This is a genomic window from Litorihabitans aurantiacus (assembly GCF_030161595.1).
Classification (GTDB): domain Bacteria; phylum Actinomycetota; class Actinomycetes; order Actinomycetales; family Beutenbergiaceae; genus Litorihabitans; species Litorihabitans aurantiacus.
Map to the genome: position 1 here is coordinate 683381 of NZ_BSUM01000001.1, position 20586 is coordinate 703966.

Below are 20586 nucleotides of genomic sequence, written 5' to 3' on the forward strand. Positions count from 1 at the left end.
CGAGGGTCCTCACGGGGTCGAGGTCGGGTAGGCGTCGGGGTCGGGACGGCGCGAGGCCAGGACCCGGCGCAGCGACTCCACGCGCGCCGCCTCGCGCGCGTCGGAGCCGGGGCGCGCGAGCCACGCGTCGAGCGCGCACCCGGGGGCGCGCTCGAGGTGCGTGCAGCGCGGCGGGCAGGCGGTGACGACCTCGGCGAGGTCGGCGAACGCGGCGACGACGTCGTCGTCGTCCACGTGCCCGAGGCCGAACGAGCGCACGCCGGGGGTGTCGATGACCCATCCGCCGTCGGGCAGCGCGAGCGCGACCGCGGTGGTGGAGGTGTGCCGGCCGCGGCCGGTGACGGCGTTCACGTGGCCGACGGCGCGCGAGGCGGTGGGGACCAGGGCGTTGACGAGGGTCGACTTCCCGACGCCGGAGTGGCCGACCAGCACCGAGGTGCGCCCCCGCAGGCGCTCCGCGACCTCGGGCGCCCCGAGGATCACGCTGCGGTCGACGGCGTCGCGGTGGGTGACGACCGCGGGCACGTCGAGCGGGGTGTAGTGCTCCAGGAACGGCGCGGGGTCGGCGAGGTCCGCCTTGGTCAGGCACAGCAGCGCGTCCATCCCGGCCTCGAACGCGGCCACGAGGCAGCGGTCGACCATGCGCGTGCGGGGTTCGGGGTCGGCCAGCGCGGTCACGACGACGAGCTGGTCGGCGTTCGCGACGAGCGCCCGCTCGATGCCGCCGACGTCCTCCGAGGACCGGCGCAGCAGCGTGCGCCGCTCCTGCACCCGCACGATGCGGGCGAGCGACCCGTCGCGACCCGTCAGGTCACCGACGACGGCGACCTCGTCGCCCACGACGACACCGCCACGGCCCAGCTCGCGCGCGGCGACGGCCGTGACCGCCCGGTCACCCACGAGGACGTCGTAGCGTCCGCGCGTCACCGCCGTCACGAGACCCGCAACCGCGTCGGCGTGCGAGGGACGCTGCTTGGTGCGCGGACGGCTCCCGCGGCGGCCGGGTCGCACCCGGACGTCGGACTCGTCCCAGTCGCGCGCCCTCACGCAGTCGGCGTCCCGCCGGGGGCGAGCATCCGGCGCCACATGCCGGGGAAGTCGGGCAGCGTCTTGGCGGTGGTGGCGACGTCGAGCACCTCGACCCCCGCGACGGCGAGCCCGACGACGGCGCCGAAGGTCGCCATCCGGTGGTCGTGGTAGGTCTCGACGACGGCGCCGTGCAGGGGCGCCGGGTCGATGGCGAGGCCGTCCGGGAGCTCGTGGGCGGACCCGCCCAGGCGGGTGATCTCGGTGACGAGGGCGGCCAGGCGGTCGGTCTCGTGGCCCCGCAGGTGACCGATGCCGCGCAGCCGCGTCGGGGAGTCGGCCAGGACGGCGAGCGCGGCCAGCGTGGGCGCGAGCTCCCCGGCGCGGGAGAGGTCGAGGTCGAGGCCGCGCAGCGTCCCCGTCCCGGTGACGGCGAGGGTGTCCCCGTCGAGGACGACGCGCGCGCCCATCGCCGTCAGGATGTCGCGCAGGTCGTCACCCGGCTGCGTGGTGGTGGCGGGCCACCGCGGGACGCGCACCGTCCCGCCGGCGGCGAGCGCCGCGGCCAGGAACGGTCCGGCGTTGGACAGGTCCGGCTCGACGACGACGCGCCCGCCGGCGACCATTCCGGGTTCGACGCGCCAGCGCCCGTGGCCGAGCTCGCGAGCCTCGACACCGCGCTCGCGCAGGACCGCCAGCGTCATGTCGATGTGCGGCTGGCTGGGCAGCGTGTCGCCGACGTGCGTGAGGGTGAGCCCGTTCCGCATCCGCGGGGCGACGAGCAGGAGCGCCGAGACGAACTGGCTCGAGCTCGAGGCGTCGATCTCGATCTCGCCGCCCTCGAGGCCGCCGGTGCCGTGCACGGTGAGGGGGAAGGCGTCGGTGGGCTCGCCGTCGTGCGTCACGGCGACGCCGAGGGCGCCGAGCGCGCGTGTCACGGCCGCCATGGGGCGCTCGCGGGCACGCGCGTCGCCGTCGAGGTGGACGTCGCCGTCGGCCAGGGCGGCGAGCGGGGGCACGAACCGCATGACGGTGCCCGCGAGACCGACGTCGATCGTCCCGCCGCCCGTGATCGTGGCGGCGGGGGTGACGTGGACGTCGCCGCCGGGCTCGACGGCGACGCCCGCGCCCAGCGCACGGATCGCCTCGATCATGAGCGCGCTGTCACGTGAGTGCAGCGGTGCCACGAGGTGCGTGGGCTCCGCCGCGATCGCGGCGAGGAGCAGGTAGCGGTTCGTCAGCGACTTCGACCCCGGGACCTCGACGGTCGCGTCGAGCGGCGTGGTGGCGTGCGGGGCTGCCCAGGACGGTGCGGTCACGCCTGCCAGGGTAGTGGAGCGGAGTCGACGGGCGGAGCGCAGGGCGGCGCCCCGCGCGGGACTCAGACGCGGTCGGTGACCTCGTGCAGGGCCAACTTCGCCTTGTCGGGGACGCGCGCGGCGGCCTGCTTCGCGGCGACCTTGGCCACCTTGGCCGTGCGGCGCGCGTGCCTGGCGTGCGTCGTGGCTTTCTTCGCCGTGGTCGTGCGGGCGGCGTCGAGGCGCCAGCCGAGCGAGGGCTTGCCGGCCGTGTCCGCCGCGGCCAGGAGCAGACCGCCGAGGACCGCGCCGTCGCGCACGAGGCCGGCGACGTGCTCGCGCCGCGTCTCGCCCTTCGTCTCCCAGAAGGGGTGCGCCGCGGCGAGGGTCGGCACGTGCAGGACGGTCAGGACGGTCGCCGCCGCGCGCGGTGCGACACCGAGGCCCAGGAGCACGCCGGCGACGATCTTCGTCGCGCCGGCGGCGCGGACGACGACGTCGGCGCTCAGCGGCACGGGGGCCCGCTCGGCCAGCACGGTCAGCTGCTTGCGCGCCCCGGGGAGGTGCTCGATCTCCTGCGCGGGGTGGCGCAGCGCGCGCCAGCCGTCGGCGACGAAGACGGACGCCAGCAGGGGTCGGGCCACACGACGAATCAGCATGGATCATGCCTACCGCAGACCGGCGTCAAAGGCGAGCGTCCTGCCACCCCGGCGGGACGCGGCGGCGGGGGCGCCCGGGGTGCGGTCGGGGGAATGCACGTCGGGGCGGCCGCGTTGGCCCGGGTGTGAGACAGACGACCGACGCCCCCTCGACGGCGGCGACCCGTGCCGGTGCGCCGGCCGGATCGGACGGCCGCGCGCTCGACGTCGCCGCCGTAGGCTGGTGGATGATGAACGCCTCCTCGCACGACCCCGGCAGCGTCCCCGCCGCGAACACCGACGAGCCCGCGACCAACGGCCCCGTCGCCGGCGGTGCGCCGTCGGCCGAGGTCACGAGGCGGCCGGTCGTGCCCGACGTCGCCGTCGAGGACGCCGCCGAGCCGGACGTGCGCGAGAGCGAGACCGACGCGGAGCGCACGCTGCGTTTCGAGACGGATGCGCTGCCGCACCTCGACCAGCTCTACAGCGCCGCGATGCGGATGACGCGCAACCCCGCCGACGCCGAGGATCTCGTGCAGGAGGCGTTCGCGAAGGCGTACGGCTCGTTCCACCAGTTCCGCCCCGGCACGAATCTGAAGGCGTGGCTGTACCGCATCCTGACGAACACCTACATCAACTCCTACCGCAAGAAGCAGCGCGAGCCGCTGCAGTCGGACGCCGACGGCGTGGAGGACTGGGAGATCGCGCGCGCAGCCTCCCACACCGGGACCGGCCTGCGCTCGGCGGAGGTCGAGGCGCTGGACCGCCTCGGTGACTCGGTGGTGCGCGACGCCCTGGCCCAGCTCTCGGACGACTTCCGCCTCGTGGTCTACCTGGCCGACGTCGAGGGCTTCGCCTACAAGGAGATCGCCGAGATCATGGGCACCCCCATCGGCACGGTGATGTCTCGGCTGCACCGCGGTCGCGGTCAGCTGCGCACGCTGCTCGCCGACCACGCGCGCGACCTCGGGATGAAGGTGGGATCGTGACTTGGCAGCCAGGACGAGGGCCGTCTGAAGACCCGGCGATCAGCGCCCAGTGCCGGGAGGCGCTGGACCACCTGGCCGAGCTCCTGGACCACGCGATGGCGGAGCCCGACGCCGAGGTCGTGCGGGCGCACATCGAGACGTGCGAGCCGTGCCTCGAGGCCGCCGACGTCGAGGAGCACGTCCGCCTGCTCGTGCGACGGGCGTGCCTGTCCAAGGCTCCCGACGAGCTCCGACTCCGGATCGTCAGCCAGCTCACGGTGCGCCGCATCGGCTGAGCACCCCGCGGCGGCGGGGGCGCGTCCCAGGTGTGGGACGATGGTCCGTCACCACCGACGTACCCGAGGAGTTCTCATGAGCAAGCGCGGACGCAAGCGCAAGTCTCGCAAGGGCAGCGCGGCCAACCACGGCAAGCGCCCCAACGCCTGACAGCGCGACGCAGCACAGCACCACCGGACGGCCACCCTCGGGTGGCCGTTCGTGCGTCCGGGGCGAGACGGGGTCGGTACGGTGGCTCGATGAGAGCCGTCGTGGTCCAGCAGTTCCACCCCACCGACCCGGCCGCGGGTGCCGCGGCGCTCGACGTCGAACCGCCCCGGCCGCCGGACGGATGGGTCCGGGTGCGCGTCGAGGCCGCCTCGCTGAACCACCACGACGTCTGGTCCCTGCGGGGGTCGGGCTGCGCGCCGAGCAGCTGCCCCTCGTGCTGGGCACCGACGCCACGGGGCTGCTCGACGACGACTCGCCGGTGATCGTGCACGGCGTCGTGTCGGACCCGCTCTGGCGCGGTGACGAGACGCTCGACCCCCGCCGCACCCTGCTGTCGGAGAAGCACCCCGGCACGCTCGCGCAGGAGGTCTGGGTGCCGCCGGGCAACACGGTCCCGCGTCACCCGGATCTCGATCCCGTGCACGCCGCGTGCCTGCCCACGGCCTACCTGACCGCCTACCGGCTGCTGTTCACGGCGGCCGACCTGCGGCCGGGTCAGACCGTGCTGATCCAGGGCAGTGGCGGCGGGGTGGCGACGGCGAGCATCCTGCTGGCCCGCGCCGCCGGGCTGCGCGTGTGGGTGACGGCGCGTGACGAGGCTCGCGGGGCGGCCGCCGTCGACCTCGGGGCCCACGCCGCCTTCGGCTCGGGCGAGCGTCTGCCGGAGCAGGTGGACGCCGTCGTCGAGACCGTCGGCGAGGCGACCTGGGCCCACTCGGTGCGCGCGCTGCGCCCGGGGGCGTGATCGCCGTCGCCGGTGCGACGACCGGGGAGCGCCCGACGCCGACCTCACGCGGACGTTCTTCCGCGGTCTCCGGGTGGTCGGCTCGACCATGGGGACCCGTGACGAGCTCGAGCGGCTGCAGCGCCTGCTGGTGACGACCGGGGTGCGGCCGCTCGTGGACCGCGTCGTGGACCCGGCGGGCGTGCCCGACGCGCTGCGCGACCTCGCCGACGGTCGCGTGCGCGGCAAGGTCGTCGTGACCGGGTGGTCCGACCGAGGCTGAGTCAGACCTCGTCGACGGCCGTGCCGATCCAGCCGGCCCAGTCGTGGTGCAGCACGAGCCACGCCAGCAGGCCGTGCCCTGCCTGGGCGGGGTGCACGCCGTCGGTCGAGGCGAGGTCCGCCGACCACTGCTCGTGCGTCGCCAGCGGCTGGTAGGTCTCGACGTACGGCACGCGCCGGCGGTGGCACACGTCCGCGAAGGCCGCCGAGAGCGCCGCCTGCGCCTGGTCGGGCAGGTCGGTGCGCGGGGGCGGCCCGACGACGAACACCGGCAGGTGCATCGCCTCCGCCTTGTCGAGCACGTTGGCGAGGTTGAGGCGGCTGCGGGCCATCGAGGTCCCCGCCACCAGGTCGTGGGCGCCGAGCGCCAGGACGAGCGAGGCCTCGCCGCCGCCGCGACGCCGCGCCACCTCGGACTCCCACCGGGCGCTCAGCCCCGTGGTGGTCTCGCCGGCCACCGCGAGCGTGTGCACGAGGAGGTCCTGCGGCGAGGACCGGGCCACGACCCGTCCGACCCATCCGAGGGCCCGGGGATCGCCGAATCCGGCCACGAGCTCGTCGCCGACGACGAACAGGCGCCGCACGGTCTGGGTCAGGTCGGCCACGCCCACCATCGTGCCACCCGGGTCGCCACCCGCCCGGTCGCACGCGCCGCGCGCACCGAGGCTGGGCGCGCCGTCGGGCGTCGGGCGAGAGGCGGACGCCAGCCGTGGACGAGTTCCCCGGCCGCGGGGGGCCCGCTGCTAGCCTGCCGAGCGGGTCGCCCGCCCGCGGGGGCCGGTGCGCGCCGCGCACCCAGGAGGAGCGAGGGAGCACGGACGTGGGATTCTTCACCAAGCCGCAGGACGCCGCATCCGCCGGCGGACTGGCGCCGCTGACGACCGACCGCATCAAGGCGACGCTGGACGCGCGCGGGTCGCAGTACGGCGTGGACGACGACGGCGACGTCGGCGGCTACTGGGACGGTCACCTGTTCTACTTCTTCCTCCTGGGCCAGAGCTCCGAGTACCTGCAGGTCCGCGGTCGCTGGAACCGGCGCGTCGGCATCGACCAGCTGGACGCCGTCACGCGGCTGGTGAACACCTGGAACGCCGACAAGCTGTGGCCGAAGGTCTACGTGCGTGCCGAGGACGACCTCGTCGGCGTCTACGCCGAGCACACCGTGGACTACGAGCACGGCGTGAGCGACGAGCAGCTCGACCTCCACCTGGCGTGCGCGATCGCGACGTCGGGCCAGGCCTTCGACCAGCTGGACGAGTCCTACCCGAGCGAGGCCGCGGCGGCCAGGGCGGAGTTCGAGCGCGAGTGACCCACACGTTCCAGGTCGACCTGCGGGGCATGGTCGACCTGCTCGCGCGACACCTGTACTCCGGACCGCGCGTGTACGTGCGCGAGCTGCTCCAGAACGCGGTCGACGCCGTCACGGCGAGGCAGCTGATCGACCCCGCCGCACCGGCCACGGTGCGCCTCACGGTGCACCCGGGCGAGGGCGGCACACGGCCCGCCCTCGAGGTGGTCGACACCGGCGTGGGGCTGACGGCCGAGGAGACGCGCGAGCTCCTGGCGACCATCGGTCGCAGCTCGAAGCGCGACGCCGATCTCGGGCTCGGCCGTGGCGAGTACATCGGACAGTTCGGCATCGGGATGCTGGCGGCCTTCATGGTCGCCGAGACGATCGAGGTCGTCACCCGGTCGGCGCGCGAGGGGTCCGCCGTCGTCACGTGGCGCGGGCACGACGACGGGACGTTCGAGGTGAGCGAGACGCCCGATCCCGACGGCGCGACGCCGGTCGGCACCCGCGTGGTGCTGCGGGCGCGCCCGGACGCCGAGCACTGGTTCTCCCACGAGACCGTCACCGCGCTCGCGCGCGAGTACGGATCGCTCCTGCCGCTCGACGTCGCGATCGCCGTCCCCGTCGGCGGCGAGCTGCTCTGGAGCCGGATCGGCGACGGCGAGCCGCCCTGGCTGCGCACCTATCCCAGCGAGGCGGCGCGCCGTGAGGCGCTCGCGACCTACTGCGAGCGCACCCTCGGGTTCACGCCGCTCGGCCACATCGACCTCGCCGTCCCCCTCACGGGACTGACCGGGGTCGCGTTCCTGCTGCCGGCGGCCGCGCCCGGGTCCGCCGGCCACCGGGTGCACCTCAAGCGCATGCTCGTGGGCACGCGCGTCGAGGGCCTGCTGCCGGAGTGGGCCTTCTTCGTGCGCGCCGTCGTCGACGCGACCGAGCTGCACCCGACCGCGTCGCGCGAGCAGCTGCACACCGACGAGGTCCTCGTGGCCACGCAGGAGGCGCTCGCCGCGCAGCTGCGCGCCTGGGCGAGTGCGACGCTGACCGGCGGCGGGGCGCTCGCCCGGCGGTTCGTCGAGACCCACCACCTCGCGCTGCGCGCGCTCGCGCTGACCGATCCCGAGATGCTGGAGCTGGTCGCGGGGGTGCTGCCGTACGAGACGACCGACGGCGGGGCGAGCCTCGCGCAGGTGCGCGAGCGCACCGGCGAGGTCCTCTTCACCGGCACCACCGAGGCGTTCCGGCGTGTGGCGCCCGTCGCCCGCGCGCAGAACCTCGTCGTCGTGAACGCCGGCTACGTCTACGACGCCGACCTGCTGAGGCTGCTGGGCGCCCGGCCTGGCTGGCGCGTGCGCGAGCTCGCCGCGGGCGACCTCGAGGCCGTGCTCGTGCCGCTCGCGCCGGTGCGCGAGCTGGAGGTGATGGACGCCGTCGCCGCCGCTGGCGAGGTGCTCGCGGACGCCGACTGCGAGGTGCTGGTGCGCACCTACGCGCCGGCGGAGGTGCCCGCGATGCTGCTGCGCGACCGCGACGGCGAGCACCAGCGCGACCTGCGCCGCGAGGCCGAGGCCGCCGACGACGTCTGGGGCGCCGTGCTGGAGACGTTCGCGACCCCGGCTCGCAGCCGCCGGCTCGTGCTGAACGACGCCTCGCCGCTCGTGCGCGACCTTCTCGCCGCGCCGCCGGGGGACGTCTCCGCCGCCGGCGTCCGCTCGCTCTACCTCGCGGCCGTGATGCTGGCCGGCGACGGGCTGCGACCGCGCGAGGTCGAGCAGCTCAACGACTCCCTCGGCGCGCTCCTGCGGGCCGGGCTGACCGGGGGCCGCACGAGCGCGGAGGACGACGCATGACCACGGACGACGGCGGTGCGACGCCGGGCGGTGGCGGTGGCGAGGCGGAGGTCGCGCGAGCGACCCGGGCGCTCTCGCAGCTGCGGGCGATGCCCTACGGGCTCGCCCGGACCGCGAACGCTGAGGCGCAGGTGCGTCGGATCGAGGAGTCCGGACCCCGCGCCGCGCTGGCCTTCGGGCTGTTCATCCTGGTGGAGTCCTACGTGTGGGGCGGCGAGGTCGAGAAGGCCTACGTCCCCTTCCGGCGGCTGATCCGGCTGTGGGACGAGAGCCCCGAGCTCTTCGACGAGGCCGACCGGGAGAACTTCTTCTGGTCGTTCAAGTGGATGGTGACGGGGCTGGTGGAGCTGCCGCAGATCCCGGCATCGGCGATCACCGCGACGATCGCGGACATGGAGCGCCGCTACGCCGTGGCGGGCAACGGCATGGACGCCGTCGCCTACGCCGCCTACCGGTGGGCCGAGCACCGCGAGGACCCCGACGTCGAGCGGGCCTTCGAGCTGTGGAGCACGACGCCGCGCGACCCGTACTCGCAGTGCGAGGCGTGCGAGCTGGGGGACCGGGCCGTGCACCTGGCGGACCGGGGTCGGTTCGCCGAGGCGGTCGACCTCATCGAGAACGTCCCGCCCACCACGCGCTGGTGCGCGACCGAACCGGCCGACATGCTGGCCGTGCTCGCGCTCGCCCGCCTCGACCTGGGGCAGCCCCGCGAGGCGGTCGGCGCGCACCGTCGCGCCGTCGCGGCGCTCGCGGACGCCGAGTCCGACATGGTCGCCGCACGCGCGAGACGCCTGGAGCTCCTGGCCCGTGGCGGCGCGGTCGAGCTCGCGCTGGAGGCCCTGACGCAGGACGCCCGCCTGCTGGTGGGGGCCGACTCCCCGCTCGGGCGGCTGCGCTTCCTGACCGCGGTCGTCACGGCGCTGACGGCGATGACGACGGCGGGGGAGGCCTCGTCGCACGAGGGATCCGACGCCGGGCTGCTCCTCCCCAGCCGCCCGCTTGCCCTCCCGGACGTGCCGACGGCGACCGTGGGCGAGCTCCTCGCGTGGGCGGACGACCGCGCCCGCGAGCTCGCGACCGCGTTCGACGAGCGCAACGGCGGTGACGGGCGGATGCGTGCGCTGGCGCGTGCCCGAACCGCGCGACGGGCCGCGCACGCGCTCGACTTCACGGTGCTGGGTGGGGTGGTGGGCGGCGACGCGGTGACGCCGGTGTCGGTGTCCGGCGCGCCCATGACCCCCGACGACCCTGAGGCGCCCGACGGCGGCGGCCGGGACCCGGGCGACGCCGCCGAGCGATCGTCGAGTGCGCCCGAGCTCCTGGCGACGGCGGAGTCCGCGCTCGCGCAGGACCGCCCGGAGGACGCGGCCGCCCGCTTCCAGGAGGCGGCCGCCGCGTGGGAGCGCGAGGGTCACCTCGCGAGGGCCGGCGAGGCGCTGGCGGAGGCCGCCCACCTCGCGCAGGGCCTGCACGACCTCGACGGCGCGCACGGCGCCTACGCGCGGGCGGTCGCGAGGCTCGCGGCCGGTGGGGCCGACTCCGAGCTGCGCACGCGCGTGCTCGTCGCCTGGGCGCCGCTCGCGCAGCGGCGCGGTGCGACGCCGGAGGTGCTGGCCGCCGTCGCGACCCTGCGGGCCGAGGTCGCCGCCGCCGTCGCCGACGAGCGCCCCGACGTCAGCGCGGACCTGCGCGAGCGCGACCGCGGTCACGGCCGGCGGCTGCTCGCCGACCTCGACGACACGGCGGCCCGCCTGCTGGCGGGAGACGAGGCACTCGCGGTCGAGCACCGGGCGGCCACGGGGCTGGACGCTGTCGGGCTCGCGGTGCGGGCCGCCGAGGCCTACGCCGGGGTGGGCGCGCCGGCGGACGCGGCGCACGCGTTCTGGCTGGCCGGCAGGCTGCAGGCCGCGGCGGGCGAGGTCGAGGACGCCGTCTGGAGCCTGGAGTCGGCGGTGGAGGGCTTCGAGATAGCGCGACGGCGGGACGAGCGCTCGAGCGCGGGCGGGGAGCTGGTGGCGCTGCTGCGCGCGCACGGTCGCGAGGCCGACGCGGACGGGCTCGTCGAACGCCTCGCCCGGCCCCTGTGAGCGAGCGCGGGCCCGAGCCGTCCGAGCTCGACTCGCCCGATGCTGTCGTGGCGGCCGTGGGACGGCTCGCCGCCCTCCCGTACGGTCTGGTGCGCACCAGCGCCGCCGAGGCTGCCGTGCGGCGCGCCGAGGCGCCCGGACCCGAGATCGCCCTCCCGTACGCCCTCGCCGGCCTCGTCGACGCGCTCTTCTGGGGTGGCGAGGCGGAGCGCGCCCTCGTGCCGTTCGCGCGGCTGACGCGGCTGGCGGACACCCGCCCGGAGCTGTTCGACGACGTCGACGCCGCCCTGCACCTCGGCGGTTACGCCTGGATGCTCGGCGGGCTGCAGGACGATCCGCGCGTCCCGGCGGCGACGATCGACCCGCTGCTGGCGGACATGGAGCGCCGCTACGCCACCGCCGGGCGGGCGCCGGCCGCACCCGCCTACGAGCGACTGCGGTGGTCGGTGCGCCAGGAGCGCGACGACGTCGAGGCGAGGTACGACGCGTGGCTGCGCGCCGCCGAGGAGCCCGAGGAGGTGTGCGAGCACTGCCGCCGGACGCGCCGCGGGATCTTCCTCGCGCGCACGGGACGGTGGGCCGAGGTCGTGGCGGTGCTCGGGGCCCCTGGACTGCCGGAGCAGGGCTGCCCCACCGAACCCGCCGACATGCTCTCGCTGCTCGCGCTCGCCCACCTCGAGGCGGGGCAGCCCGAGGAGGCGCTGGCCGTGCACCGGCAGGCGCACGCGGCGCTGCCGCGCGCGAGCACCGCGATGGAGGGTGCCCGCGGTCGACGGATCGCGCTCCTGGGTCGCGGCGGACGCACCGGTGCGGCGCTGCGCGCGCTGCACGAGGACGCTCACCTGCTGCACGAGGCGATCACCCCGTTCTGGCGGATGCAGGTGCTCGTGCTGGTGGGGTCGGCGACCGGTGTGATGCGGCGGACGGATCCGAACCGCCCGGTCGCCCTGCACGACGTGCCGGCCTCGACGGTCGCGGAGCTCGACGACTGGGTGCGGGCGAGGGCGCTCGAGCTCGCGGACGCGTTCGGCGAGCGCGCCGGCAGCCCGGCGACCCGGGAACGCGCCCTCGCGGCGATGGACGCGCCGCCGCCGCCACCGCTGCCCGACGAGCTCCCCACCGACGGCGATGGTCGGGACGGAGCGGGGTGGTCCGGCGACCTGGTCCTAGCGAAGGCCGAGAGCCTCGCCGCCGCGCCTGGTCGAGACCCGGCGGAGGTGGTGGCCACCTACATCCGAGCCGCGGCGCTGCTGGACGGAGAGGGGCGGACCGTGGATGCGGGATACGCCCTGGCGGAGGCCGCCCAGGCGGCGGCGCTCGGCGGGGACCCGGTCGACGCGTACGCGTCGTTCACCGCCGCCCTCGACATGCTCACGGTGGGCGGACTCGATGCGGAGCACCTCGCGGACGTGCTGGTGGCGGCCACCGAGGCCGCGTCGGTCGCCGCGGCCGACCTCGGCGCGCACCTCGCGGTGCTCGAGGGGCACCTCGACTCGACGATCGTGGACCTCGCCGTGCGGACCGAGGGCGATGCTGGTCGTGGTGCCGAGCACGACGCCGGCAGCACGTTCGCCCTCGCGCGCCTGCGGGATGCGCGGGCGCGTCTCGTAGCGACGACGGCGCAGGGAGGCGGGCGCGCCCGCGCACTGGCGATCGCGGCGACCGACGCCTCGTCCGCGGCGGAGGCCCTCGCCGGTCTCGGCCGGGTCGAGGAGGCCGGGCACGCGTTCTGGCTGGCCGGGCGGCTGCACCGCGAGCGCGGTCGCGCCGACGACGCGACGTGGCACCTCGAGTCCGCCGTCGAGGCCTTCGCGCTGCGCCGGGCGACGACGCCCCACGCGCTCGCCCTGACCGAGCTCGTCGAGCACCTGCGGGCGTGCGGCCGGACGGACGACGCCGACGAGACGCTGCGCCGCCTCGCGCCCTGACCGCACGAGGGCCTGAGCCGCTCGAGGGCGGACCGCCCGAGGGTCGGCCGTCCCCTCCCGACGCCGAACGCCCGTGTCCCCGTCGCGGACGACGGGGGCGCGGGCGTTCGTGGCCCGAGGGCCAGCTGAGGGTCAGCGCGCGAAGGCGTCCTTCACGAGCTGCAGCTGCTCGGCCTGGCTGACCTTGGCCGATCCGGTCGACGGCGCGGCCGAGGACGGGCGCGAGACCCGGCGGACCGGGACGCCGTCCATCTTGCGCGAGGTGATCCCGGCGAGGTAGGGCCACACGCCCTGGTTGGCGGGCTCGTCCTGCACCCACACGAGCTCGGCGCCCTCGTAGGGGGCGATGACCTCGCGCAGCGTGTCGGAGTCGAGCGGGTAGAGCTGCTCGAGACGGACGATGGCGGTGCGCTCGTCGGCGCCGTGCTCGCCCTTGGTGCGCGCGGCGAGCAGGTCGTAGTAGACGCGCCCCGAGCACAGCAGCACGCGGTCGACGCCCTTCGGGTCGATCGTGTCGCCGATCGAGGTGCGGAACGTGCCGGTCGTGAAGTCCTCGACCGACGACGTCGCGGCCCGCAGCCGCAGGAGCTGCTTGGGCGTGAAGACCACGAGCGGCGTGCGCGGGCGGTCGTAGGCCTGGCGGCGCAGCAGGTGGAAGTAGTTCGCCGGCGTCGAGGGCTGGGCCACGACCATGTTGTTCTCGGCGCACAGCTGCAGGAAGCGCTCGATGCGCGCCGAGGAGTGGTCGGGGCCCTGGTGCTCGTAGCCGTGCGGCAGGAGCAGCACGACGGAGGAGCGCTGGCCCCACTTCTGCTCGGAGGCGGAGATGAACTCGTCGACGATGGTCTGCGCGCCGTTGACGAAGTCGCCGAACTGCGCCTCCCACAGCACGAGTGCGTCCGGGCGCTCGACCGAGTAGCCGTACTCGAAGCCGAGCGCGGCGAACTCCGACAGGGAGGAGTCGTAGACCATGAACTTGGCCTGGTCGGCCGAGAGGTAGGACAGCGGGGTCCACTCGGCGCCCGTGCGGTGGTCGTGCAGCACGGAGTGGCGCTGGACGAACGTGCCGCGGCGCGAGTCCTGACCGGCCAGGCGGACCGGGGTGCCCTCGAGGACGAGGGAGCCGAAGGCGATGAGCTCGCCGAAGCCCCAGTCGATCCCGCCCTCGGTGGAGGCCTTCGCGCGCTTGTCCAGCAGCTGCGCCAGCTTCGGGTGGACGACGAAGCCGTCGGGCGGGGACAGGTGCGCCTCGCCGATGCGCGCGAGCACGCTCTCGGGCACCGCCGTCGACCAGCCGACCATCGTGCCGGCGTCCTCGCGCTGCGACTCCGGCTGCTCGAGCCCGCGCTGGGAGTCGGCGCCTGCATCCGGGTCCGAGCTCGGGCGGTGGCCCTCCTTCGTCTCGCGGAAGGCGCGCTCGAGCTCGCCCTGGTACTCCTCGAGCGCCTGGGCGGCCTCGTCCTTCGTGAGCTCGCCGCGGCCGATCAGCGACTGCGTGTAGAGCGTCCGGACGCTCTCCTTGCCCTCGATCAGGTGGTACATCACCGGCTGGGTCATCGAGGGGTCGTCACCCTCGTTGTGCCCGCGGCGGCGGTAGCAGACCATGTCGATGACGACGTCCTTGTGGAACTCCTCGCGGTACTCGAACGCGAGCTGCGCCACGCGGGCCACCGCCTCGGGGTCGTCCCCGTTCACGTGGAACACGGGGATCTGCAGACCCTTGGCGACGTCGGTCGGGTAGAGCGTCGAGCGCGAGCTCGAGGCGCCCGTCGTGAAGCCGACCTGGTTGTTGATGAGCACGTGCACGGTGCCGCCGGTGCGGTAGCCGCGCAGCTGCGACAGGTTGAGCGTCTCGGTCACGACCCCCTGGCCCGCGAATGCCGCGTCACCGTGGATGAGGATCGGCAGCCAGGAGAAGCCGTCACCGCCGAGGTCGATGCGGTCCTGCTTGGCGCGCACGACGCCCTCGAGCACGCCGTCGACCGCCTCGAGGTGGCTCGGGTTCGCGGCGAGGTAGACGGCCGTGGTCGACCCGGTCGCCGAGGTGTACTCCCCGACGGTGCCGAGGTGGTACTTCACGTCACCCGAGCCCTGGACGGTCTTGGGGTCGGCGTTGCCCTCGAACTCGGTGAAGATCTGGCTGTAGGACTTCCCGGCGATGTTGGCCAGCACGTTGAGTCGGCCACGGTGCGCCATGCCGATGCCGACACCCTCGAGCCCGGCCTCGGCCGCGCCCCCGAGGATGGTGTCCAGCAGCGGGATGAGGGCCTCGCCGCCCTCGAGGCTGAAGCGCTTCTGGCCGACGAACTTCGTCTGCAGGAACGTCTCGAAGGCCTCGGCCTGGTTGAGCTTGTGGATGATGCGGCGGATCGCCTCGGGCGACTGCTTGGGCCAGCCGCCCTCGAGCCGGCGCTGCAGCCAGCGGCGCTGCTCCGGGTCGTGCAGGTGCATGTACTCGGCGCCGATGGTGCGGCAGTAGGAGTCGCGCAGGCGGGCGAGGATGTCGCGCAGCGTCGCCGTCGGCTTGCCGGAGAAGCCGCCGGTCGGGAACGTGCGGTCCAGGTCCCACAGCGTGAGGGAGTGGTTCGCGACGTCGAGGTCCGGGTGCCGGCGCTGGCGGTAGGCCAGCGGGTCGGTGTCGGCCATGAGGTGGCCGCGCGAGCGGTAGGCGTGGATCAGCTCGGCGATGCGGGCGGGCTTGCCGAGCGCCGACTCCGTGTCCTCCACAATGTCCGTGAGCCAGCGGACCGGCTCGTACGGCACGCGCAGCGCGGTGAAGACGCGGTCGTAGAACCCGTCCTCACCGATGAGCTTGGTGTGGATGATGCGGAGGAAGTCGCCGCTCTGTGCGCCCTGGATGATGCGGTGGTCGTACGTCGAGGTGAGCGTGAGGACCTTGGAGATGCCGAGGTTCGCGAGCGTCTCGGGCGCCGCCCCCTGGAACTCCGCCGGGTAGTCCATCGCGCCGACGCCGACGATCGTGCCCTGGCCCTGCACGAGGCGGGGCACGGAGTGCACCGTGCCGATCGTGCCGGGGTTGGTCAGCGAGATGGTGGTGTCCGCGAAGTCCTCGACCGTCAGCTTGCCGCCGCGGGCCTTCTTCACCAGCTGCTCGTAGGTGGACCAGAACTGCGCGAAGTCCTTCGCCTCGGCCGCCTTGATCGAGGGCACGAGGAGCTGGCGCGTGCCGTCGGGCTTCGGCAGGTCGATCGCGAGCCCGAAGTTGACGTGCTCGGGGCGGTGGACACCCGGCTTGCCGTCGATCTCGCGGTAGCCGGCGTTCATCTCGGGCATGGCCGCCAGCGCCTCGACGACCGCGAAGCCGATGAGGTGCGTGAACGACACCTTCCCGCCGCGCGTGCGGGCCAGGTGGTTGTTGATGACGATGCGGTTGTCGACGAGCAGCTTGGCCGGCACGGCGCGGACGCTGGTCGCGGTGGGGACCGTGAGGGAGGCCTCCATGTTCGTGACCACGCGCGCGGCGGGGCCGCGCAGCTTGGTGGTCTCGCCGTCGCCCAGCGGGCTGGAGGACGGCGCGTTGTCACCGGGCACGTACGGCGCGGTCGCCGGCTGGGGGACCGCGGGGGCAGGTCGGCGCGCACGTCCTGAGGGTCGAGCTGGGCGCGAGGGTCGGTGTGCGGGTCCACGTGGGGCTTCTCGACGGGCTTCTCAGCAGCCGGAGCGGCGGGCTTCTTCGCGGTCGCGGCGGGTGCCGGCCTCGTCGCGGGCGTCGGTGCCGCCGTGGGGGCGGGTGCCACCTTCTCGGGGGACGACTCCTTCTCGGCCGGCGTCGCGGCCGGGCGTGCGTCGCCGGCCTCGGCGGCGAAGAAGGCCTGCCACTTCTCGTCCACCGAGGTGGGGTCGGCGCTCCACGCGTCGCGCAGCTCGTCGATGAGCCACTCGTTCGCGCCGAAGTCGGCCGCAGCCGAGGTAGGGGAATCCGTTGACACGCTTGCTCACTCCATCGCCGTCGTCCGTCCGAGCCGCCTTCCAGGGTAGGCCCTCGCAGCTCCCCGCGCGTGCCACCGTCGCCGATCGGGACGCGTCGTTCCCGCCTCTGACCTGGACTTTCGCCCAGGCGGGCATGGCGGCGGCAACGAGCGGGCAAAGTTGGCCAAGGCCGGGCAACCTGGCGGGAGCGACGGCGGTCGGGTCAGGTCGGCCCGTCGCTCAGGCGGCACCGTCGGACCGCGCCGGCGGCGGCCCGTCGACCGGGAGCACGAGCCGCAGCGTCGCCCCGGTGCTCGGAGGGGTGGGGGCGACGGCGTCGAGCGTGCCGCCGTGCAGACCCGCCGCCCACCGGGCGATCGCCAGGCCGAGACCGGTGCCACCACCGGTCTGACCGCCCGTCGTCGTCCGGTTCGTGCCCTGCTCGAACCGGTCGAAGATGCGGGCGCGCTCCGCGGCGGGGATCCCCGGGCCGTCGTCGACCACGTCGATGACGACGTCGCGACCCCGGGTGCTCGCCCGCACGCTCACGGTGCCGCCGGCGGGGAGTGGCGCGACGCGTTCGAGAGCAGGTTGAGCAGCACCTGGTGCAGGCGCTCGGTGTCGACCGTGAAGGCGAGGTCGGCACGGACGTCCACGTCCCACGCGACGTCGCGACCCGCCGCCCGCGCCGCGTGGGAGGCGGCGTCGACCACCTCCTCCACGACGTCGCGGACCGCCACGCGCTGCAGGTGCAGGCCGGCCGCCCCGGCCTCGAGGCGGGACAGGTCGAGCAGGTAGGTGACGAGCCGGGTGAGGCGCTCGGTCTGGTCGAGCGCTGAGGTGAGCGACTCGGTGTCGGGAGTCGTGACGCCGTCGACCATGTTCTCGAGCTGCGCGCGCAGCGCGGCGACGGGGGTGCGCAGCTCGTGCGAGACGTTGGCGACGATCTCGCGCTGCGCCGCCGCGAGGGAGGCGAGGTCGGCGGCCATGGCGTTGAACGCCACGCCGAGCTGACCCACCTCGTCACGGCTCGTGGTGCGCACGCGGATGTCGTAGTCGCCGGCCGACATCGCCCGCGCGGCCCGGGTCATCTCGCGCAGCGGGGAGGTCATCCCGCGCGCCAGGACCTGACTCACCACCAGCGAGATCACGATCGCGACCGGGAACGTCATCCACCACCGCGCGCCGTAGCTCCGCCCGGCCCACACGATGATCGTCGAGACGAGCACCGAGGCGAGGATGACGACGCCGAGCTTGGTGCGGATCGACGTCAGCGGGTCGAGCGGCCGGAAGTCGACGGCGTAGCGCAGCGCGGGCACGTCGCGTGCGTGCCGTGCCCCCGTCGCGTTCGCGCGGGGGCTCACGGCGTCGGCGGCTCGAGCGAGTACCCGACCCCGTGCACGGTGCGTACGAGGTCGGGCCCGAGCTTGCGCCGCAGCGCCTTGATGTGCGAGTCGACCGTGCGCGTTCCGCTGGCGTCGACCCAGTCCCAGACCTCCTCGAGGAGGCGTTCGCGCGTGAGCACCGTCCGCGGCGACAGGGCCAGGCAGACCAGGAGGTCGAACTCGGTCGGCGTCAGGTGCGCCTCCTGCCCGCCGCGGCTGACGCGCCGCTGGGCACGGTCGACGACGAGGTCGCCGAGCTCGATCGGGGCGGGGCCGGCCGGCGCCGACGGGTCGACGGCGGCGACGCGCGCCGTGCGCTCGTGGCGCCGCAGCAGGGCCTTCACACGGGCGACGAGCTCGCGCATCGAGAACGGCTTCGTCATGTAGTCGTCCGCGCCGACGCCGAGGCCGACGAGGAGGTCCGTCTCGTCGTCGCGCGCGGTCAGCATCAGGATCGGCACGGCGCGGGGGTCGTCGGCCTGGATCTGGCGGCAGACCTCGAGGCCGTCGAACCCGGGGAGCATCACATCGAGCACGATGGCGTGCGGGGCGAAGTCGCGGGCGTCGGCGACGCCGGCGGGGCCGTCCACCGCCACGCGGACCTGCCACCCCTCGGCGGTGAAGCGGCGCGAGATCTGCGTCGCGATCTCGGGGGAGTCCTCGACGACGAGGACGCGCGTGGCGGCCTCGTCGGCGCCGTCGCGCGAGGCCGGTCCGGCGGGGTGGGGGACGGGGGACGTCGACATCACCCCAGCGTGGCACACCGGCCCGGACCGGGCCCGGGGGCCGCGCGGGAGAGGGTGTGGAGGCTCGGGAAAGGCTTCAGGGAGGCTCACCGGGGAGTACGCGCGCCCGCCTGTGAACTGTCGCGCACCCGTTTGGCTCGCGCCGCGGGCCGCGTTATGGTTTCGTGATCCAGCCGTTCCCCGCACCGTCACGGGCGCGTCCCCGCGCCGCCCGTCGATCGCCGGAGGAGTGGCGCACCACGCCGTCCCCCGCCGCGTGGTCCCCGAGCAGTTCCCCCGAGCAACCGGAGGTCGTGTGAGCGTGCTGTCCACGGACGTCGCCACCCCCGCGGGCGACACCCGTCGATCTCGACGCCTCGCCGCAGCAGCCTCGAGCGCCGGTGCAGCCGACGCCCACCAGAGCGTCCCCGGCTACGGACCCCACGTCGCGACCGTGTCGGTCGCCTCCGGGTCGACGGCGGTCGCCGCCCCCACCTTCGAGCCCTTCATGCTGCAGACGGTGCACCCGCCCGCGGCCACGGCGACCACGCGGCGCGAGCTGCGGCGCCGCAGCGCGGTCGCCGCACCGGTCGCGCCGATCCTCACCGCCCGCGAGGTGCTGAACGACTCCCTCGTGACGCAGGGTGGCCCGTCGATGACGCGCCGCGAGCTGCGCGCCGCGGCGCTGGCAGCCTCGGGTGCCGGCCGGGCCGAGCGGGCCGGGTCGTCGGCGACGACGTCGGTGGCCACGCCTGCCGCCGTCGCCTTCCAGCAGGCGCAGGTCGAGCAGCCCGAGGCGGCCGACCAGCCCGTCGACCTCGAGTTCGACTTCGCGTCCGTCGCGCTCACGCTCAGCTCGCTGACGGCGCCCTCTACGGTGAGCAACGAGACCGTCGCGATGTCCGCCGGGCCCGCCGTCGCCGAGGCCCCCGCCCGGGACGAGGCCCCGCAGCCCGTCGCCGACGACGTGCCCGCGGTGCTCACGACCCTGGTGCCGCCCGTCGTCCCCGTCCCGGCCCCCGCCCTCGCGGGCGCCGCCGGTGGCGGCTCCACGCGCGTGGCCGCGCCGACGGCAGGTGCGACCGGTCCCCGGCAGTGGGTCCCGCGCCTCGCCGTCCTCTCCGCCCTCGGCGTCGCCACGGTCGTCACGCCCGTGCTCGCCGTCAACCAGGGCGGTGCACCCGAGGCGGCGCCGGCGCCGCTCGCCGACAGCAGCGCGCTCGACGGGCTCGTCCCGGCCGACGGCGCGGCCGCCGGGATCGCCGTCGCCGGCGCGTCGGCACAGACCGGTGCCGCGGTGGGCGGGAGCGTCGACGAGACCGCGTCGCTGCTGGCCGCCGACCCGATGGCCGAGGTGCGGGGCGTCGTCGCCGCGAGCCGCAGCGAGGGACGCTCCGACCTGCCGCAGTGCGGTGCCCCGGGCACCGACTTGCCCAACGGCACGCTGGCCGCACTCGAGTCGACGGACAACCTGCTGATGAGCATGCCGATCCAGGAGGGCGTGTACCGCGTCAGCTCCGGCTTCGGCCCCCGCTGGGGTGCGTTCCACTACGCCACCGACTTCGCCGCCCCGCTGGGCACGCCGATCCGCGCCGTCGCCGGTGGCGAGGTCGTGCACAGCGGCGGCGGGCTCGCCGGCCGCAGCCCGAACCTCATCGCCATCCGCTCGGAGATCGACGGCGAGACCGTCGAGATCTGGTACAACCACATGTACGACGACGGGGTCTTCGTCGAGGAGGGCGACACCGTCGAGGTGGGCGACATCATCGGCGAGGTCGGCAACAACGGCAACTCGACCGGACCGCACCTGCACCTCGAGATCCACGTCGGCAACGTCTCCGACCCCAACGGCAGCGCCGTCGACCCGCTCCCGTGGCTGCGCGCCAAGGGTGCGACGCCGGTGACCACCACCGGGGCCGTCTGCGCCTGAGCGCGACGCTCCCTCCG

General features: G+C 75.0%; 18 protein-coding genes and 1 pseudogene. 11 read left to right on the plus strand and 8 right to left on the minus strand.

Annotated elements, in window-relative coordinates:
* Window positions 1-9: 9 nt before the first annotated feature.
* The 3 genes from rsgA to QQK22_RS03210 all read right to left on the minus strand — a co-directional run bounded on the left by rsgA (window position 10) and on the right by QQK22_RS03210 (window position 2983).
* Window positions 10-1047, minus strand: a complete 1038-nt coding sequence (rsgA, locus tag QQK22_RS03200) for a ribosome small subunit-dependent GTPase A (RefSeq protein ID WP_284249352.1) — start codon at window positions 1045-1047, stop codon at window positions 10-12.
* Window positions 1044-2345: a 3-phosphoshikimate 1-carboxyvinyltransferase gene (gene aroA, locus QQK22_RS03205; protein ID WP_284249354.1), complete on the minus strand. Its 1302-nt coding sequence runs from the start codon at window positions 2343-2345 to the stop codon at window positions 1044-1046. The genes rsgA and aroA overlap by 4 nt, the downstream gene beginning before the upstream one ends.
* A gap of 62 nt (window positions 2346-2407) precedes the next feature.
* Entirely contained in the window at window positions 2408-2983 is a 576-nt protein-coding gene (locus QQK22_RS03210) for a DoxX family protein (RefSeq protein ID WP_284249356.1), read from the minus strand.
* A 125-nt stretch (window positions 2984-3108) separates the two neighbouring features.
* Here QQK22_RS03210 and QQK22_RS03215 point away from each other — a divergent pair, with 125 nt between their 5' ends.
* The 6 genes from QQK22_RS03215 (at window position 3109) to QQK22_RS03235 (ending at window position 5444) form a co-directional block, all read left to right on the plus strand.
* A complete protein-coding gene (locus tag QQK22_RS03215; protein WP_284249358.1) occupies window positions 3109-3951 on the plus strand; it encodes a sigma-70 family RNA polymerase sigma factor in 843 nt (280 codons plus the stop codon).
* On the plus strand, window positions 3948-4226 hold the full coding sequence (gene rsrA, locus QQK22_RS03220) for a mycothiol system anti-sigma-R factor (protein WP_284249360.1): 279 nt from the start codon (window positions 3948-3950) through the stop codon (window positions 4224-4226). The genes QQK22_RS03215 and rsrA overlap by 4 nt, the downstream gene beginning before the upstream one ends.
* A gap of 76 nt (window positions 4227-4302) precedes the next feature.
* The gene (locus tag QQK22_RS19145) at window positions 4303-4377 is read left to right on the plus strand and encodes a 50S ribosomal protein bL37 (RefSeq protein ID WP_109231027.1); all 75 of its coding nucleotides are present in this window, start codon (window positions 4303-4305) and stop codon (window positions 4375-4377) included.
* 89 nt (window positions 4378-4466) lie between these two features.
* Complete coding sequence (locus QQK22_RS03225; RefSeq protein ID WP_284249362.1) at window positions 4467-4700, plus strand: hypothetical protein; 234 nt, start codon at window positions 4467-4469, stop codon at window positions 4698-4700.
* Window positions 4652-5182 (plus strand): MDR/zinc-dependent alcohol dehydrogenase-like family protein, encoded by a 531-nt coding sequence (locus QQK22_RS03230; RefSeq protein ID WP_284249364.1) that lies wholly within the window; start codon window positions 4652-4654, stop codon window positions 5180-5182. The genes QQK22_RS03225 and QQK22_RS03230 overlap by 49 nt, the downstream gene beginning before the upstream one ends.
* Before the next feature lie 73 nt (window positions 5183-5255).
* On the plus strand, window positions 5256-5444 hold the full coding sequence (locus QQK22_RS03235) for a zinc-binding dehydrogenase (RefSeq protein WP_284249366.1): 189 nt from the start codon (window positions 5256-5258) through the stop codon (window positions 5442-5444).
* Window position 5445: 1 nt separating this feature from the next.
* On the opposite strand, the gene QQK22_RS03240 is transcribed toward QQK22_RS03235, so the two are convergent.
* On the minus strand, window positions 5446-6057 hold the full coding sequence (locus QQK22_RS03240; protein WP_284249367.1) for a GDSL-type esterase/lipase family protein: 612 nt from the start codon (window positions 6055-6057) through the stop codon (window positions 5446-5448).
* A 206-nt stretch (window positions 6058-6263) separates the two neighbouring features.
* On the opposite strand from QQK22_RS03240, the gene QQK22_RS03245 reads away from it, so the two are divergent.
* Genes QQK22_RS03245 through QQK22_RS03260 form a run of 4 tightly spaced genes read left to right on the plus strand, consistent with a single transcriptional unit; the run spans window position 6264 to window position 12599 of the window.
* Window positions 6264-6752, plus strand: a complete 489-nt coding sequence (locus QQK22_RS03245; protein ID WP_284249368.1) for a type III secretion system chaperone family protein — start codon at window positions 6264-6266, stop codon at window positions 6750-6752.
* The gene (locus QQK22_RS03250) at window positions 6749-8584 is read left to right on the plus strand and encodes an HSP90 family protein (protein WP_284249370.1); all 1836 of its coding nucleotides are present in this window, start codon (window positions 6749-6751) and stop codon (window positions 8582-8584) included. The genes QQK22_RS03245 and QQK22_RS03250 overlap by 4 nt, the downstream gene beginning before the upstream one ends.
* Entirely contained in the window at window positions 8581-10671 is a 2091-nt protein-coding gene (locus QQK22_RS03255) for a hypothetical protein (RefSeq protein ID WP_284249373.1), read from the plus strand. Before QQK22_RS03250 ends, QQK22_RS03255 begins: the two co-directional genes overlap by 4 nt.
* Window positions 10668-12599: an ATP-binding protein gene (locus tag QQK22_RS03260; protein ID WP_284249375.1), complete on the plus strand. Its 1932-nt coding sequence runs from the start codon at window positions 10668-10670 to the stop codon at window positions 12597-12599. The genes QQK22_RS03255 and QQK22_RS03260 overlap by 4 nt, the downstream gene beginning before the upstream one ends.
* Before the next feature lie 132 nt (window positions 12600-12731).
* Here the strand turns inward: QQK22_RS03260 and QQK22_RS03265 are convergent.
* From QQK22_RS03265 to QQK22_RS03275, 4 genes and pseudogenes are all read right to left on the minus strand, one after another.
* A pseudogene (locus QQK22_RS03265) lies at window positions 12732-16549 on the minus strand (multifunctional oxoglutarate decarboxylase/oxoglutarate dehydrogenase thiamine pyrophosphate-binding subunit/dihydrolipoyllysine-residue succinyltransferase subunit).
* A gap of 220 nt (window positions 16550-16769) precedes the next feature.
* Window positions 16770-17072 carry an ATP-binding protein gene (locus tag QQK22_RS18510; protein ID WP_348525474.1) on the minus strand — a complete coding sequence of 101 codons (303 nt, stop codon included), beginning with the start codon at window positions 17070-17072 and terminating at the stop codon, window positions 16770-16772.
* A 2-nt stretch (window positions 17073-17074) separates the two neighbouring features.
* Window positions 17075-17848 (minus strand): HAMP domain-containing protein, encoded by a 774-nt coding sequence (locus QQK22_RS03270; RefSeq protein WP_348525476.1) that lies wholly within the window; start codon window positions 17846-17848, stop codon window positions 17075-17077.
* 41 nt (window positions 17849-17889) lie between these two features.
* Complete coding sequence (locus QQK22_RS03275) at window positions 17890-18660, minus strand: response regulator transcription factor (protein WP_284249377.1); 771 nt, start codon at window positions 18658-18660, stop codon at window positions 17890-17892.
* Window positions 18661-18955: 295 nt separating this feature from the next.
* Here QQK22_RS03275 and QQK22_RS03280 point away from each other — a divergent pair, with 295 nt between their 5' ends.
* Window positions 18956-20569 carry a M23 family metallopeptidase gene (locus QQK22_RS03280; protein ID WP_284249379.1) on the plus strand — a complete coding sequence of 538 codons (1614 nt, stop codon included), beginning with the start codon at window positions 18956-18958 and terminating at the stop codon, window positions 20567-20569.
* Window positions 20570-20586 lie beyond the last annotated feature (17 nt).

What these genes read in the sequence shown, in the direction of transcription:
- QQK22_RS03225 (WP_284249362.1), top strand. Translation starts at nt 4,467, where the DNA reads ATGAGAGCCGTCGTGGTCCAGCAGTTCCACCCCACCGACCCGGCCGCG.
- QQK22_RS03210 (WP_284249356.1), bottom strand. Translation starts at nt 2,983, where the DNA reads ATGCTGATTCGTCGTGTGGCCCGACCCCTGCTGGCGTCCGTCTTCGTC.
- QQK22_RS03275 (WP_284249377.1), bottom strand. Translation starts at nt 18,660, where the DNA reads ATGTCGACGTCCCCCGTCCCCCACCCCGCCGGACCGGCCTCGCGCGAC.
- QQK22_RS03255 (WP_284249373.1), top strand. Translation starts at nt 8,581, where the DNA reads ATGACCACGGACGACGGCGGTGCGACGCCGGGCGGTGGCGGTGGCGAG.
- QQK22_RS03240 (WP_284249367.1), bottom strand. Translation starts at nt 6,057, where the DNA reads ATGGTGGGCGTGGCCGACCTGACCCAGACCGTGCGGCGCCTGTTCGTC.